Below are 14,644 nucleotides of genomic sequence, written 5' to 3' on the forward strand. Positions count from 1 at the left end.
CCGAAACCGGTTCCGGCTCCGATTCCATAACTGCACCTTGGCGCGAAATAGTCCCGGCCAGGCCCGGGCGGGTAGTGCTCAGGCCTGGCGGTAGACCTTCCGCGCAATGGTCAGGCTCACGGCGGCGAGGACCGCTATGCTCACCAGGTAGAACCCGGGCACCAGCAGGGAACCGGTGGTGCCGATCAGCCAGGTCAGGATAAAGGGCGCGAATCCGCCGAAGACTGTGACGCCGATATTGTAGCCGAGGGAAAGCCCTGTGGAGCGGATGCGGGCCGGGAACATCGAAGACATAATGGCCGGCAGCGGTGCAAAGTAGCTGGTGGCCAATACCGAGAGCACCAGTTCCACTACGACCATGGTGGGCAGGGCCGGCGCGGCGATGAGGAGCATAAACGCCGGGATGCCGACGACGATTGTGCCGGCAGCAGCCCAGGTCATCACCCGGGCCGGCCCCACTTTGTCCGCAAGCATGCCGATGAACGGCGAACCCAGGCTCATGACCACACCGAAGATCAGGGTGGAGAGGAAGGCCACGGATTTCGGCATCCCCAGGTTCACGATCGCGTAGGTGGGCATAAAGAGGGCAATGTAGACGCCCACGGATCCCAGCGATACAACGCCCACGATCGCCCAGAGCCGGCCGCCGTTGCCGATGAACGTCTCCCGCAGCGGCGAAGTGGACTTTTCGGTGGCGAGAAACTCCGGGGTTTCCTCCATCTTGGACCGGATGTACCAGCCCACGGGTCCGATGGCCAGCGCGAAGATGAACGGCAGCCGCCAGCCCCAGGACTCGAGCGATTGGGTGCTGAGGTAGGAGTTGAGTACAAAACCGAAGATTCCGGCCAGCAGGATGCCGGCGCCTTGGGTGGCCACCTGCCAGCTGCCGTAGAACGCCTTCCGGTTCGGCGCGTATTCGATGAGGTAGGCCGTGGCCGTGCCGAATTCCCCGCCGGTGGCGAAGCCTTGGAGCAGCCGGGCGACCAGCACCAGGATGCTGGCGGTGACCCCGATGGCGGCGGCCGTGGGTGCCACCACAATCAGTAAGGTGCCAACAAACATCACCAGGATGGACACCAGCATGCCGGCCTTGCGTCCGGCCTTGTCGGCGTAACGGCCGATGATGATGCCGCCCAGCGGGCGCATGATGAAGGACACCCCGAACGAGGCGAAGGTCAACAGCAGTGATGCGGCTTCATTGCTGGTGGGGAAGAACAACTTGGAGATGGTGACGGCGAACGTGCCGTACACAATCAGGTCAAACCACTCCAGTCCGTTGCCGATCGAGGCGGCGACGACGGCTTTTCGGGCATTTTTTTGTTCCAGCGCCTGGGTGGCCGGCGGGCGCTGGCCGGTAGCCTGGTCACCGGAACCGAGGCTGGGGGCAGTTTGATGGCTCATGGCTGGGCAGTCCGTTCGGTTGGGGAGAGGTGGGCGAAGAGTGCCTGCAGAAAGCCCTCGCACGCGGCGATCTGGGAGAGCTCGATGTATTCGTTGGCCGTGTGGCCTTGGTCCATGTTGCCGGGACCGCAGACCACTGTGTCGATGCCGGCCCGCTGGAAAAGTCCCGCCTCGGTGGCGTAGACCACGGTCTCTTCGACGGCGTGTCCGCTGAGCTGCTGGGCCAGTTCCAGGGCGGCGCGCGGGCCTTCCGGGCTGAGCCCCGGGACCGTACCCCGTGGCTCCATCCGGATGTCTGCGGCCGGGTCCTCCTGTTGGATTTCGGCCCGCAGCTGCGCCAGGTGCTCCTCGATACGGGAGATCACCGTCGCCGGGTCCTCACCCGGAATGGTCCGGAACTCAAAGTCGAAGTCGCAGTGTTCAGCAACGGTGTTCACTGCCGCACCGCCGCTGACCAGGCCCACGTTGGCGGTGGTGTAGGGGACCACAAAGGTGTCATCAAACGGGCCGGACAGCCGGTGTTCGTCCGCGAGCGACCTGATAAAGGCAATGGACCTGGCCGCGTATTCGATGGCGTTGACACCGGTGGGGGTCATGGAGGAATGGGCGGCGATGCCCCTGACGCTGACGCGGAAGAGCTGGCTGCTCTTGTGCGCCGAGACGGGACGCATGCTGGTCGGCTCGCCGACGAAGGCAATCCGGGGATGGATCCCGCGTGCAGCGAGCTCGGTCAGCAGGATGACTGCGCCGTGGCAGCCGACCTCTTCGTCGTAGGTCCAGGCGAAGTGCAGCGGTTCGGACAGTTCGCGGGACAGGAACTCGGGAAGCAAACCCAGGATGGCGCCGCTGAAGGCCTTCATGTCGGTGGTGCCGCGGCCGTAGAGCCGGTCCTCGCGTATCTCGGGGGTGAAAGGATCGCTGTGCCAGTCCTGGCCGTCCACGGGTACGACGTCGGTGTGGCCGGCGAGCATAACACCGCCGGTGACGGCGCCGTCCCGGGCCGGGATCGTGGCGAAGAGGTTGGCTTTGGTGCCGTCGGGGCTGGGAACGATGACCGGGGTGATCCCGTGGGCGGTGAGCTCGTCCGCTATGCAGTGGATCAAGGCAAGGTTGGAATTGCGGCTGGTGGTGTCGAAGGAGACCAGCTTCGCCGCCCAGGCCAGACCCGCGGCGCTGGGGGCGGCGGCAGTTGGATCGTCGGTGCTGGGTACTGCTGTTGCCGGTGTGGTGGCGGACGTCATGGGCTGGTTCCTCGCAGTGTTTGACGGCTGGGTGCGGTGGGCGGCAGCAGCTGGTTGTGCCTGCGGGCCTATTCCGCTCTCTTCCCCAGTATTTGACCGACTCACCACTCATGTCAACACTTTGAACACGATTTGTTCATTAAATTGAACGCAGCGCATCTCCCGCAGGTCCGCCGTCGGCCGTGGTCCGTTAGAAGGAGGGCGGCGTCATGGCGCCGATCAGCGCCGCGTCTTCCGAGGTGGAGTTGCGGTACCAGTGCGGCAGCGCGGAATCGTAGGTCAACGAATCGCCTTCCTCCAGGTCATACCCCACGCCGTTGACGCAGACGTGGAGCCGGCCCTGCACCATCGTCACGCATTCTTCGCCGGCGTGTTTGAAAGGAGCATCCTCGTTGTCCCAGCCCGGGGCGATCTGGGCCCGCAGCATCCCCAACTGGCCGCTCATGTGCGGTGTCAGGAGTTCGTAGATGAGGTTGTCCTCGGCAACTTCGAGCCGCCGCCGGTCCTCGCGCCGCACCAGCGCCCCGCCTTGGTCTTTGCTGTCAAAGAAGCGTCCCACCGGTACTTTCAGGGCCTGGGAGAGTTTGATCAGCGTGGTCAGCGACGGGTTTCCCTGGCCACGCTCGATCTGGCTCAGCAGGCCGGGGCTGAGGCTGGCCGCCGCCGCAAGGCTGCCGATGCTGTACCCAGCCTCCCGCCGTAGCTGCAGGACCAAAGCGCCGACGGCGGTCATCGCGCGCTCGGCCTGATCCTCTACCGGGGGATATTCCAGTCCTGCCCCGGGGCCGACGCCGTGATTCTCCATCCCACGATCGTCCGCCATAGTGAAGATATCGTCAAGATAATGAAGTGGGCGCGCCAGCCGAGGACACGCAGCAGCAACGGGACGGTGGCGGATGGTGGCGGGTTCGCCGTCGAGGGCAGCGGCCAGAAGGCGCGGCAAAAGGCGCGGCAAAAGTGGGTCCTCCATATTCGCGACACGCGCCCAGTCAACCAAGCAGCGCGCCACTTTCGTAGACTCAGTGGAGATACGACATGTTTCCGCTAGGGACGTGCCCGCCACAGGAAGAGCCATCAATGAAGATTGTCGTCCTCGTCAAGGAGGTTCCCGACACGTACGGGGACCGAAAACTGAACCATGAAACAGGCCTCGCCGACAGGGAAGCCAGCGAGGCGGTCATCGATGAGATCGGTGAGCGGGCGCTGGAGCTGGCGCTGGCGTACGCCGACGCGAACGCGGGCACCAACGTCGCAGTCCTCTCCCTCGCTCCCGGGAATGCGACGGCAACCATACGCAAGGGGCTTGCGATGGGCGCGGGGAGCGCCACCCATGTCTCGGACGAGGCGCTCCGGGGTGCTGATCTTGGCCTGACCGCCGAAACCCTCGCCGCAGCGCTCCGCCGCATCGAGTTTGACCTGGTGATCACCGGGAACGTCTCCACCGATGGATCCGGGGGCATGATTCCCGCGATGCTTGCGGAATTGCTGGACGTGCCCCACGCCACCGGGCTCAGCTCCGTACAGATCCGCGACGGAGAGGTGTCCGGCTCCAGGGCCGTTGAATCCGGCGTGCAGCAGGTATCAGCGACCCTGCCCGCGGTGATTTCCATTACCGAGGCGCTTCCCGGGGCACGCTTCCCCAATTTCAAAGGAATCATGGCCGCGAAGAAGAAGCCCTTCGAGACGCTCACCCTCGCAGACCTCAGGATCACCGCCGACAGCCCGGACGCGGCGCGTTCGATTATGCTGACCGTCGCCGAGAAGCCCCCGCGCGCGGCCGGCGTCAAAATCATCGACGAGGGTGATGCCGGCGAAAAGCTCGCTGACTTCCTGATCGAAAACCGACTGGCGTAAGGAGTAACGACATGACTGAATTCCCTCGTGACGCAATCCTCGTCGTTGTGGAAACCCGGGCTTCCGGTGAACTTGAGAAGGCTGCAGCCGGACTCTTCGGCGCTGCCGCCGCAGCTGGCACGCCCGTTGCCCTGGTTCTTGCCGCACCCGGGGCCGGGAGCGCAGCCGCCGCGGAGGCTGCGGCCTTCGGCGCCGCACGCATCCTGATCGCCGAGACCCCTGATGCTTCCGCGCTCGGCGTTCCGGGCGTTGACGCGTTGGCGGCCGCTGTGGAGCAGGTGCAACCGGACGCGATCCTGATTTCGCACTCACTGAACGGGCGCGATCTCGCCGGCCGGTTCGCGGCGCGTTCGCGTGCGGCGGTTTCCGTCGATGCGATCGGCGTCTCACGTGATGAGGAGGGCGTCGTGGCTCACCATTCCGTCTATGGCGGCGCCTACAATGTGACCTCAACGTCCACGTTTGGGCCGCCGGTGATCACGGTTCGCCAGGGCTCCATCGAGGCCCGCGCCACGGCTCAGCCGGAAGCGGCGGAGACCCTGGCAGTGGCGCCCTCCGGGAAGCCGGCCGCGCGGATCGATTCCTTCGAAGAGGTTGTGGCGGCCACCTCGCGGCCGGAGCTGCGCGGGGCCGCGAAGGTTGTTGCGGGCGGCCGCGGCCTCGGGTCCGAGGAACAGTTCGCCCTCGTCGGACAGCTCGCCGACACACTCGGCGCTGCCATTGGCGCGTCGCGCGCCGCGGTGGATGCAGGCTTCATCCCGCAATCGCACCAGGTGGGCCAGACCGGGGTTTCCGTGTCATCGCAGCTATATATCGCGCTTGGCATTTCCGGCGCGATCCAGCACCGGGCCGGCATGCAGACCGCTAAGACGATCGTCGCCATCAACAAGGATGCAGACGCACCCATCTTCGAGATCGCCGACTTTGGTGTGGTGGGCGATATTTTTAAGGTTGTACCCCAGCTGATCAGCGCCCTTGAGGCTCGGAAGAAGTGACGGCAACCCAGTCCCGGCCGCTGCGGCGGGGCCTGCCGCGCGTGCCGGGTGGTGACCCCTGGCCCGCAGCAGGCCAGGCACCCGCACGCATCGAAATGGAACGAGCGGAGGGGGCCACCGCTCCCGCCGATGCCCATCCAACGGAGCCGGCTGCGGTATCGCCAGCTCCGGTTCCGGCCGCTCCGGAGCCGGCAGCTCCGGTTCCGGCCGCTCCGGATCCGGCAGTGAACGCCGACGCCGGGACGCGGCAGCTTCGCCGCGGTCTGCCCCGGGTGCCCGGCGGCGAGCCTTGGCCGCCCGCGGCCCTGGGCTCGGTGCCGGTGCCGGCGTCGGCTATGTCCGGGGCGCCCGCCGCGGGCGAAGCTGCAGCGCCAGCGCTGGACTCTGATTCTGCTGAGCCGGCTGCGCTGGTGGCACCTGCGACGGCGGCAGCGACCCCTGCGCAAGCAATCCCGGCGGCGACGCTACCCGCAGCTACCTTGGCGACCGCACCGGCCACGACGACGACGGCGGCAGCGACCCCGCTGCGTCGTGGGCTTCCCCGTGTCCCCGGCGGGGAGCCGTGGCCGCTGGCTGGACTTGCTCCCTCGGCCGCCGTTGCACCTACAGTTCAGGCAGCTCCCGGGCACATTGTCCAGGCTCCTGCGCGGGCAACCAGCGTGGAGCACGCCGTAGCCGAGGCCGAACCGCCGGTGGCGGCGGCGAGCGCACAAGAGGCCCCCGTGGTCCCGGCGACCACCGTCGCGAGCGTACCCGCCGTCCCGGCATCAGCACCGGCGTCGGCGTCGTCGTCGGGACCCGTACCGACAGCGACAGCGACAGCGGCGGCGACAGCACCGTCCGTTGCCGCGCAAAAGCCCGTCCGGCCAAAAGCCGAGGCGCGGCTCTACGGTGCCCGGACCCTGGGTCAGTGGATAAAGCTGGTGGTAATCCTCGCAGCCGGCGCGGTGGCCGCTGCCGGCATTTTGGTGCTCGCCGCGCGCGGTGTGACCACGCTGCCCGGTGTGCCGGCGTTCCTCGACCGATACCCGGGCGAATACAGCCTGCCCGAGACGGCGGAGCCTGGCTTTCCGTGGTGGGCGCAGTGGTCACACTTCCTGAATATCTTCCTGATCGCGCTCATCATCCGCTCCGGTTACCAGGTGCGCACCCAGCAGAAACCGCCGGCGTTCTGGACGCCGAAACGCGGTGGCAAAAAAATTAGCATCAACCTATGGCTGCACCAGTCGCTCGACATTTTGTGGCTGGTCAACGGACTCATCTTTGTGGTGCTGCTGTTTGCCTCCGGCCACTGGATGCGGATCCTCCCGACCAGCTGGGAGGTGTTCCCGAACGCGCTCTCCGCGCTCCTGCAGTACATAACACTCGACTGGCCCGTCGAGAATGGCTGGGTGAACTACAACAGCCTGCAGCAGCTGATGTACTTCATTGTCGTCTTCGTCGCGGCCCCGCTCGCGGCGATCACTGGCGTACGCATGAGCGAATTCTGGCCGAAGAACACAAAGACGTTGAACAGGGCCTACCCGATCGAGCTTGCGCGCGCGGTCCATTTCCCGACGATGCTGTTTTTCGTGGCGTTTATACTCGTCCATGTGTTCCTGGTGTTCGCTACCGGTGCGCTGCGCAACCTCAACCACATGTTCGGCGGCACCGACGCGGTGAACTGGGCAGGCTTCTGGCTCTTCGCCGCCGCCATCGCCGTCACCGCCGCCGGGTGGTACGCCGCCCGCCCGATCGTGCTCGCGCCGTTGGCGAGGCTGTTCGGCAAGGTGAGCAGCCGCTAGTATCGACCCGCGGCTGGCCAGGGAGCCGGTTCCCAGTCCTGTTGTTCGCTGGGGTAGGAGCGTCCCGAGGGCGAGATCCAGCGCGGCGGCTGGTCCCTGGTCGCACCATCAGGCCGCCAGGGCGTGAGGTGTTTGAGGCGGTGGTGCTTTCGGCAGGGCTGGCCAAGGTTTGCGACGCCGGTGCCGCCTCCCTCCGACCACGCCAAGAGATGGTCCGCCTCGTTGTCCAGGGAATGGTTGCTGCAGCCGGGAAAAGGACACCGGCCATCCCGGAGCCGGAGCCATTGGCGCATCGCCTTCGGAACCCGGTAGCTGGTGCGTCCGATTTCCAGCGGCGCTCCGCTGGCAGGATCGGTCAGCACCCGCAGGAACGATCCGGCACCATCGCCGACCAACCGGCGGGCCATACTCCCCGGAATGGGACCGTACCCATCCAAGAGGGCCGGTTCCTCCCCTGCGCCAATCAGCGTCAACACCGGAACGGTGACCAGGACCTGAGCCGCGGGTGATGGGGTTCCATCCGCCACTCCAGCCAGCAGCCACGTGGCGGCGACGTCGACCCGCAACTGGGATAAGGTCCGGGATTCGGACGGACCCTGCAGGGCACGCGCCGCCTCCGTGGCACGTGCCCAGACCCCCGCCGCAGCGTCCGCCGGCAGGTAGGCTGAGAGCCACGCCATGCCGTCCCGGTCCGGGGCATATTCCAGCCGCCGGTCCTGCATGCTTCTGCGGTGGCGCACCTGCATGTTCACTGGATGGTGCCGTTCACGCCAACTACGCGCCTTGGCCCGAAACCTGCCTGGCACCAGCTCTCCCGCCGGGCAGCCGCGCGCTGCAAAGGGAGCCTCCGGGTCCAGGAAATGAGCCTCCAGGGCGGCGGCCGCGGCGGGCTCCAGCCCGGACGTCTCATCACACATCACCCGTGCGTGCTGCCACGAAATGTTCCCCGACAGCAGCGCCGACAGCGTCAGCGGCAACCCGGTTGTAAGCGTGGCGGACTCCGCCAGGAGTGCCGCGGCCGACCTCTCACTCACTGTCAGCACGCAGGCAACTTCAGCCGTCACCGCCATCTGCCGGGCGATGCGTTGCTGCGGGGACACGGCCGGCGCCGTCATGGCCACCCCCGCGGCGGCGTAGCCGGCGGCGAAATGTACCTTCAGCGCGGCCAACCGGGCTTCCATACGGCCCACTTCAGCAAGACCATCCAGACACGCATCCGCCTGATCCCGAATCGGGTCAGCACCCGGCGCACCCACAATCGTGCCTGCGGTCGCGCTTTCGGTTACGGTCCCGCGGCCGGCGCAAACACCCCCACAGACGTGAACTGAAAGAGCGGCAACGGCTGCCGCCATGGCCGCCACCGTCTCCAGCACTGCTTCGCCTTCCATACCCACAGCATCTCAGGAGGCACTGACAATTTAGCCGCCGGCCCGATCGTGCTCGCCCCGATCGCGAAGCTGTCCTGACAGGTGAGCGGCCGGGAGCCCGCGGGGCCCGTTCCGACGTCGGCCTACCGGGCCGTACGTCGAGTGAAGACCAGATGGAGGACACCGAGGGGGGACGGAGTCGCTTCGATGTCAAAACGTTCTTCGAGTCCTTCGAGTCCGTCCCAGAGCCGTTGGCCCCGACCAAGGACGATCGGCACCAGGACAATGTGCATGTGGTCAATCAGATCGGCCTCGAGGAACTGCCGAACCGTACTGACACCGCCACCGATCCGAACATCGAGGTCGCCGGCCAGGGCCCGAGCCTGCTGGAGCGCGGAGACGGGGTCGGCGTCCACGAAATGGAAGGTTGTTCCGCCTTCCATCTCGAGTACCGGCCGAGGATGGTGTGTCAGCACAACAACAGGAGTGTGGAAGACCGGGCTTTCGCCCCACCAGCCCTTCCATTCCGCGTCCTCCCAGGGACCGCGCTGCGGGCCGAACTTGTTCCGTCCCATGATCTCCACGCCAACCCCGGGCCCCCACTGGCTGGCGAATGCCTCGTCGACCCTGCGGGATCCCGGCGACTCCCCGTGGATACCCATTTCGCGGAAGGTGCGCGTTTCGAACGCCCACTCCACTAGCCGTGTGCCTGCGTGACCGAACGGGGCGTCGAGTTGCTGGCCCTCGCCGGTGCCGAAGCCGTCGAGGGAGATCGAGAAGTTATGCACGCGGACGAGGGACATGTCATCTCCTGGAGTGGTTGTGGTTCGCAGTCACTGTATGGTCATCGATCCCACCGACTCCAGACCAACGCTGAAAGAACCGTACCGCCGTCGAGCAAAAACTGAACTCGCGCGGGCCGGCCGCCTAACTTGCCCAATCGGAGTCGCCGTAGGGGCGGCCACGGAAGTGTGCGCGGAGGTATTCACCCACTACTGCCGCTCCCAGATCGTCGGTTTCCGGCGCCACCACACGCGCATCGATGCGGCGGGCCATCTGCTGGACGAAGCGTTCCAGGCCCGGGTCATCGCCAAGCCGGAAGAACGTGGACTGCGCACCGGCTCGGCCCACCTTGTCCAGTTCCTCGACCGTGCGGCGGATGGTCTGCGGGTGCGGCGGCCAGGAGAAGACCGATTCGCCGTCGGGCAGCAGGTGGGCGGTGGGTTCGCCGTCGGTCACCACCAGCAGGACCGGCTGCATGGACGGGTGCCGGCGGAAGAAACGGCCGGCCAACAGCAGGCCGTGGTGCAGGTTGGTGCCTTGCTCGCGCACGGCCGGCAGGGAGGTGAGCTCGCCAATGTCCATCGACTGCGCGTAGCGGCCGAACGTGATCAGCTGCAGCCGGTCGCCGCGGAACTTGGTGGAGACCAGGTGGTGCAGGGCCAGCGCGGTGCGTTTCATCGGCACCCAGCGTCCCTCGGCGGCCATGGAATAGGAAACGTCGACCAGCAGGACGACGGCGGCCTGCGTGCGCGCTTCGGTCTCCGTCACCTCAATGTCGTCCACCGCCAGCCGGAGGCCGTGGCTGGTATCGCCGCCGTCGGCGACGGTCCGGCGGATCGCGTTGGTGATGGTCCGGGTGACGTCCCAGGGTGCGGCGTCGCCGAACTCCCACGGCCGGCTGGAGCCGGTGGGCTCCCCCGCTGCCCCGGACTCCCGGGTTTCCCGGCTGCCCTGCCGGCCGGAGAGTTGCTTGGCGGCGTCGCGCAGCAGCGACCTGCCCAGCCGGCGCATGGCCTGGGGTGAGAGCTGCAGTTTCCCGTCCTCGTCACGCTTGAGGTAGCCGCCGTCGTGCATGGCCTTTTCAATCGCGGCGAGCGTGCGGGCGGTGACCGCTGCGTCGTCGCCGAGCTGTCGAGCCAGGGCGCCCAGGTCCAGGTCATCCATATGCGCACTGTCATAATCCTGGGAAAGCTGCTCGGCGAGGTCGTCCAGTTCGGCAAGGTCCTGGAGCGCGCCGGTGCCATCGCCCAGGCCCATCCCTTCCTGGCCCTCGAATTGTTCGGAGCCATTCCAGTCCTCGCCGGGGCGCAGGGCCTGGAGGGTCTGGTCCAGTTGGCCCAGCTGTGCCATCAGCTCCGGTGAGCCGAATGCTTGGGCGGAGAGCCGCATCAGCTCTTCGCGCTGTTCCGGGGACATGGACTGCATCATCCGCTGGGCGGCGGCTGCCCGCTTGGCCAGCGCGTCCACCAGCTCCTGAACCGACTGCGGGTTCTCCGGGAAGTGCTGGCCGTGGCGGGCCATGAAGTCCTGGAAGTCCTGCTCGGTGTCCACGCCGCGGCGGTGCTTGTCCAGGAGCTCGTTGAGGTCGCGCAGCATCTCGCTGATGGCGGCCCTGTCCTCCTCGGTGGCGCTTTCCAACGCCTGCTTCATGCCGGCGAACCGCTGGTCCAGGACTTCGCGGCCCAGCAGGTCCTTGATCCGTTCGTACGTTTCCTTGGCGGTGCTGGACTGCCAGTCGTAGGAGGACAGCTCCTGGACGGCGGCTGCCGTGGACTTGGGCAGGTTCTGCAGCTGCATTTCGCGGAACGCGCGGTCGGCGTTGTCCATCATCGCGTCGCGGGCCAGCTGTTTGCGCTCCTCCAGGACGGCGGCGTCCAGCAACTTTTTGACCTCGTTGAGGGTGCCATCCAGGTTGTGCTTGCCCAGCAGGTCCTTGCGGCGCTGCTGGATGCGGCCGGCAAGATCGTCCAGGCCCTGCTGGTTCCGGCCGCCGCGCCGGAGGAACTCCTGCAGCGCGCGCCGGGGCGAGTAGCCGGCCATCACGTCGTCGGCGACGGCATCCAGCGCCTCCGCCAGGTCCACCGGGGGCGCCAGCGGGTCGGGTCCGCCGGCGTAGCGGCCGTACCTGGACCGGTTGTGAAGGCTCATGGCGCTTCCTGTCCTCTGCCTTGGAACTACCTAGCCGTAAATGGTGGCCTCGTCGTCGGACTCCTTGGAAATCCGGCGGCTGAGGTAGAGCCCTTCGAGTGCCAGTTCGACGGCGGCGGCGCGCTGGCCGTCGTTGTCCGCGCCCAAGCGTTCGCCGATCTCCTCGTAGAGGCCGGAGCCGTTGAGGGAGGGGAGGTTGGCCAGGAATTCCTTCGCGGTGACCAGCTCGCCGGTGGTCACCGTGGCGTGCCCGTCCAACGCGGTGACCAGCGGTCCCAGATCCAGGCCGTGGAAGTGCTCCCGCACGGCCTCCATGGTGGCGGTGCGCAGGAGGTGGTCGAGGATGTCCTGTTCGCGGCCCTCCTCGCCGGATTCGAACTCGATTTTTCCGGTCAGGACTTCCACGGCGGCGTCCAGGTCGATGATTCGGGCGACGGCTTCGTCCTCGCCGCGGACGCTGGCCCGGCGCAGGGCTGCGGCGGCTACCGTTTCGGCGCCGGCAATGGCGAACCGTGCGGACACACCGGAGGTCTGGTTAATGGCCGGGGACTGGCGCAGGGCCCGGGTGTAGCGGGCCAGGATTTCCAGGATGACGGCCGGTACGTTGGCCACCAGGTGGCCCTCCTGAACGATGACGGACACTTCGTCGTCGAGCTCGATCGGGTAGTGCGTGCGGATTTCGGCGCCGAAGCGGTCCTTTAAGGGCGTGATGATCCGGCCGCGGTTGGTGTAGTCCTCCGGGTTGGCGGAGGCCACCACCAGGACGTCCAGGGGCAGCCGCAGCACGTAGCCGCGGATCTGTATGTCGCGTTCCTCCATCACGTTGAGCATGGAGACCTGGATGCGCTCGGCGAGGTCCGGGAGTTCATTGATGGCCACGATCCCGCGGTTGGAGCGCGGGATCAGGCCGTAGTGGATGGTTTCCGGGTCGCCCAGCCGGCGGCCCTCTGCCACGCGCATGGGGTCGACGTCGCCGATCAGGTCCGCGACGGAGGTGTCCGGCGTCGCGAGTTTTTCCACATAGCGTTCCGAGCGGTGGCGCCAGGCCACGCGCAGTCTGTCCCCCTCCGTGAGCGCCAAGGCACGCGAATGCGCGGTGATGGGCTCGAAGGGGTGTTCGTTCAGTTCCGAGTCCTCGATCACCGGCGACCACTCGTCCAGCAGCCCGGCCAGGGTGCGCAGCAGGCGGGTCTTGCCCTGCCCGCGCTCGCCCAGGAGGACAATGTCATGGCCGGCGAGCAGGGCCCGCTCCAACTGCGGCAGCACGGTCCGGCCGAAGCCGAAGATGCCGGGCCACGGATCACGTCCCGCCGACAGCGCGGCGAGGAGGTTGTCGCGGATTTCCCGGCGCAGGTCCTTCTGGACGTGGCCGGAGACTCGCAGTTCACCAACTGTGAAGATTTCAGGGCGTTCAGTCACCCCTCCACCGTAGACCTCGCCTCGGGACCATGGCACCCCCCACCGCTCCGCAGTTTCCCCTTCCCTCGCAAGCTCGGGCGGGGACCCCTCCCGCTACGCTTAGAACTTGATGACTTCAGCAACCTCCGAACCTTCAGCGGAGCCCCGGCGGCAGGGCACGCTCCTGCTCCTAGTGCGCCACGGGGAGACGCCGACGACGGGCACCGTGCTGCCGGGCAGGGCGCCGGGACTGCATCTGTCCGACCGGGGCCGGGCCCAGGCCGAGCGGGTGGCTGAACGGCTCACCGGCTTGTCCGTCAGCGCCCTGTATTCCTCGCCGTTGGAGCGCGCCCGCGAGACGGCGGAGCCGACGGCGGCCCGCACCGGGCTGGAGGTGCAGCACGAGCCCGGGCTGCTAGAGTGCGACTTCGGCGACTGGACCGGCGCGGCAATCGCTGACCTGGCGGTCCTGCCGGAGTGGCGGACCGTGCAGAACAACCCGTCCACCTTCCGCTTCCCCCACGGTGAGAGCTTTACCGAGATGCAGGACCGGATTGTTGGGTCGCTGGCAGCGCTCTGTGTGGCGCACCCGGGCGGCGTCGTCGTCTGTTTCTCCCACGCCGACACCATCAAGGCGGCGGTGGCCCATGCACTGGGCACACCCCTGGATCTGTTCCAGCGCATTATGATCAGCCCGGGCTCGGTGTCCGCGGTGCAGTTTGTGGATGGCCAGCCGTCCTCGGTGCCGATGGTGAATTCCCATTCGGAGCCGCTAAGCAAGCTGAGGCCGCGGTGACGCACGAATCTGCGGGGGCCGGGCGGGAGCTGACGCTGCTCACCGAGGGCGGTGTGGAGCTGGTGGGCCAAATTCTGCGCAGCAGCAACGAAACGTTCCTGGTCCAGCTCAGCCACGGGGAGGACAGCGCACAGGCGGTGTACAAGCCGGTGGCCGGGGAACGTCCGCTGTCCGACTTTGAGCCAGGGCTGCACCGGCGCGAACGTGCGGCGTATCTGCTCAGCGAGGCGCTGGGTTGGGGCATGGTGCCGCCTACGGTGATCCGCGAGGACGCGCCGCTGGGGGTGGGCTCGCTGCAGTGGTTCATCGACTGCGACTTCCGCGAGCACTATTTCACGCTGGCATCCGAGGACCCTTCCACGCACCCCGACATGGCCCGGATGGCGCTGTTCGATTACGTCGCCAACAACACCGACCGCAAGAGTGGGCATGTGCTGCGCGGCGACGACGGGCGGATCTGGGGCATCGACCACGGGCTGTGTTTTTCGGCAGCGTTCAAACTGCGCACCGTGATCTGGGACTTCGCGGGCGACCCGATTCCCGATGCCCTGCTGGCGGACCTCGCTCCGCTCGCCGAGGCCGCGCCTCCCGAGCTGGCCGAGCTGCTCGACGACGACGAGGTCACAGCCCTGAAACGGCGCGTTCAGCGCATGCTGGTCGCGGGGGTGCTGCCCGTGGATCGCACCGGGTCGCGGTACCCGTGGCCGCTGGTGTAAGACCTGTCAATGACAGTGCGAGCTCTTTCCAGATTTGGGCTCTGGACGGCGAGCCAAGGAAGCGCCGCGACATCGGCAGCTTTGCGGGGTTTGAAATCGACGCATGGAACCGCATGTCAGCCCAAGAGGTGGCCCGAATAGATCCTGACCCGCATGTGGCA

The 14,644-nt window shown here is 67.0% G+C and carries 11 protein-coding genes and 1 pseudogene; 5 read left to right on the forward strand and 7 right to left on the reverse strand.

What is annotated here, in order from left to right; genetic code table 11:
* Nucleotides 1–78 precede the first annotated feature (78 nt).
* The 3 genes from QI450_RS14330 to QI450_RS14340 form a co-directional block, all read right to left on the reverse strand.
* On the reverse strand, nt 79–1,401 hold the full coding sequence (locus QI450_RS14330; protein ID WP_226775384.1) for an MFS transporter: 1,323 nt from the start codon (nt 1,399–1,401) through the stop codon (nt 79–81).
* The gene (argE, locus tag QI450_RS14335) at nt 1,398–2,642 is read right to left on the reverse strand and encodes an acetylornithine deacetylase (RefSeq protein WP_226775383.1); all 1,245 of its coding nucleotides are present in this window, start codon (nt 2,640–2,642) and stop codon (nt 1,398–1,400) included. The genes QI450_RS14330 and argE overlap by 4 nt, the downstream gene beginning before the upstream one ends.
* 190 nt (nt 2,643–2,832) lie before the next feature.
* Nucleotides 2,833–3,447, reverse strand: coding sequence for an XRE family transcriptional regulator (locus QI450_RS14340; protein ID WP_226775382.1), 615 nt, complete (start codon nt 3,445–3,447; stop codon nt 2,833–2,835).
* A 272-nt stretch (nt 3,448–3,719) separates the two neighbouring features.
* Here QI450_RS14340 and QI450_RS14345 point away from each other — a divergent pair, with 272 nt between their 5' ends.
* From QI450_RS14345 to QI450_RS14355, 3 genes are read left to right on the forward strand one after another with little or no spacing between them, the layout of a single operon-like run.
* Complete coding sequence (locus tag QI450_RS14345) at nt 3,720–4,496, forward strand: electron transfer flavoprotein subunit beta/FixA family protein (RefSeq protein ID WP_226775381.1); 777 nt, start codon at nt 3,720–3,722, stop codon at nt 4,494–4,496.
* An 11-nt stretch (nt 4,497–4,507) separates the two neighbouring features.
* Nucleotides 4,508–5,491, forward strand: a complete 984-nt coding sequence (locus QI450_RS14350; protein ID WP_226775380.1) for an electron transfer flavoprotein subunit alpha/FixB family protein — start codon at nt 4,508–4,510, stop codon at nt 5,489–5,491.
* On the forward strand, nt 5,488–7,275 hold the full coding sequence (locus tag QI450_RS14355; RefSeq protein WP_282468035.1) for a cytochrome b/b6 domain-containing protein: 1,788 nt from the start codon (nt 5,488–5,490) through the stop codon (nt 7,273–7,275). The genes QI450_RS14350 and QI450_RS14355 overlap by 4 nt, the downstream gene beginning before the upstream one ends.
* A gap of 14 nt (nt 7,276–7,289) precedes the next feature.
* Here the strand turns inward: QI450_RS14355 and QI450_RS14360 are convergent.
* From QI450_RS14360 to QI450_RS14375, 4 genes and pseudogenes are all read right to left on the reverse strand, one after another.
* Nucleotides 7,290–8,663: pseudogene (locus QI450_RS14360) on the reverse strand (DUF222 domain-containing protein); the annotation flags it as partial.
* A 122-nt stretch (nt 8,664–8,785) separates the two neighbouring features.
* Nucleotides 8,786–9,445 carry a dihydrofolate reductase family protein gene (locus tag QI450_RS14365; protein ID WP_226775378.1) on the reverse strand — a complete coding sequence of 220 codons (660 nt, stop codon included), beginning with the start codon at nt 9,443–9,445 and terminating at the stop codon, nt 8,786–8,788.
* A 124-nt stretch (nt 9,446–9,569) separates the two neighbouring features.
* The gene (locus QI450_RS14370) at nt 9,570–11,573 is read right to left on the reverse strand and encodes a VWA domain-containing protein (protein ID WP_226775377.1); all 2,004 of its coding nucleotides are present in this window, start codon (nt 11,571–11,573) and stop codon (nt 9,570–9,572) included.
* A gap of 30 nt (nt 11,574–11,603) precedes the next feature.
* Complete coding sequence (locus QI450_RS14375; RefSeq protein WP_226775376.1) at nt 11,604–12,992, reverse strand: sigma 54-interacting transcriptional regulator; 1,389 nt, start codon at nt 12,990–12,992, stop codon at nt 11,604–11,606.
* 109 nt (nt 12,993–13,101) lie between these two features.
* On the opposite strand from QI450_RS14375, the gene QI450_RS14380 reads away from it, so the two are divergent.
* The gene (locus tag QI450_RS14380) at nt 13,102–13,767 is read left to right on the forward strand and encodes a histidine phosphatase family protein (RefSeq protein ID WP_226775375.1); all 666 of its coding nucleotides are present in this window, start codon (nt 13,102–13,104) and stop codon (nt 13,765–13,767) included.
* Nucleotides 13,764–14,483, forward strand: coding sequence for an SCO1664 family protein (locus tag QI450_RS14385; protein WP_226775374.1), 720 nt, complete (start codon nt 13,764–13,766; stop codon nt 14,481–14,483). The genes QI450_RS14380 and QI450_RS14385 overlap by 4 nt, the downstream gene beginning before the upstream one ends.
* Nucleotides 14,484–14,644 lie beyond the last annotated feature (161 nt).

This window comes from Arthrobacter sp. EM1 (assembly GCF_029964055.1).
Taxonomy (GTDB): domain Bacteria; phylum Actinomycetota; class Actinomycetes; order Actinomycetales; family Micrococcaceae; genus Arthrobacter.

What these genes read in the sequence shown, in the direction of transcription:
- QI450_RS14340 (WP_226775382.1), bottom strand. Translation starts at nt 3,447, where the DNA reads ATGGAGAATCACGGCGTCGGCCCCGGGGCAGGACTGGAATATCCCCCG.
- QI450_RS14380 (WP_226775375.1), top strand. Translation starts at nt 13,102, where the DNA reads ATGACTTCAGCAACCTCCGAACCTTCAGCGGAGCCCCGGCGGCAGGGC.
- argE (WP_226775383.1), bottom strand. Translation starts at nt 2,642, where the DNA reads ATGACGTCCGCCACCACACCGGCAACAGCAGTACCCAGCACCGACGAT.
- QI450_RS14370 (WP_226775377.1), bottom strand. Translation starts at nt 11,573, where the DNA reads ATGAGCCTTCACAACCGGTCCAGGTACGGCCGCTACGCCGGCGGACCC.
- QI450_RS14345 (WP_226775381.1), top strand. Translation starts at nt 3,720, where the DNA reads ATGAAGATTGTCGTCCTCGTCAAGGAGGTTCCCGACACGTACGGGGAC.
- QI450_RS14350 (WP_226775380.1), top strand. Translation starts at nt 4,508, where the DNA reads ATGACTGAATTCCCTCGTGACGCAATCCTCGTCGTTGTGGAAACCCGG.
- QI450_RS14330 (WP_226775384.1), bottom strand. Translation starts at nt 1,401, where the DNA reads ATGAGCCATCAAACTGCCCCCAGCCTCGGTTCCGGTGACCAGGCTACC.
- QI450_RS14365 (WP_226775378.1), bottom strand. Translation starts at nt 9,445, where the DNA reads ATGTCCCTCGTCCGCGTGCATAACTTCTCGATCTCCCTCGACGGCTTC.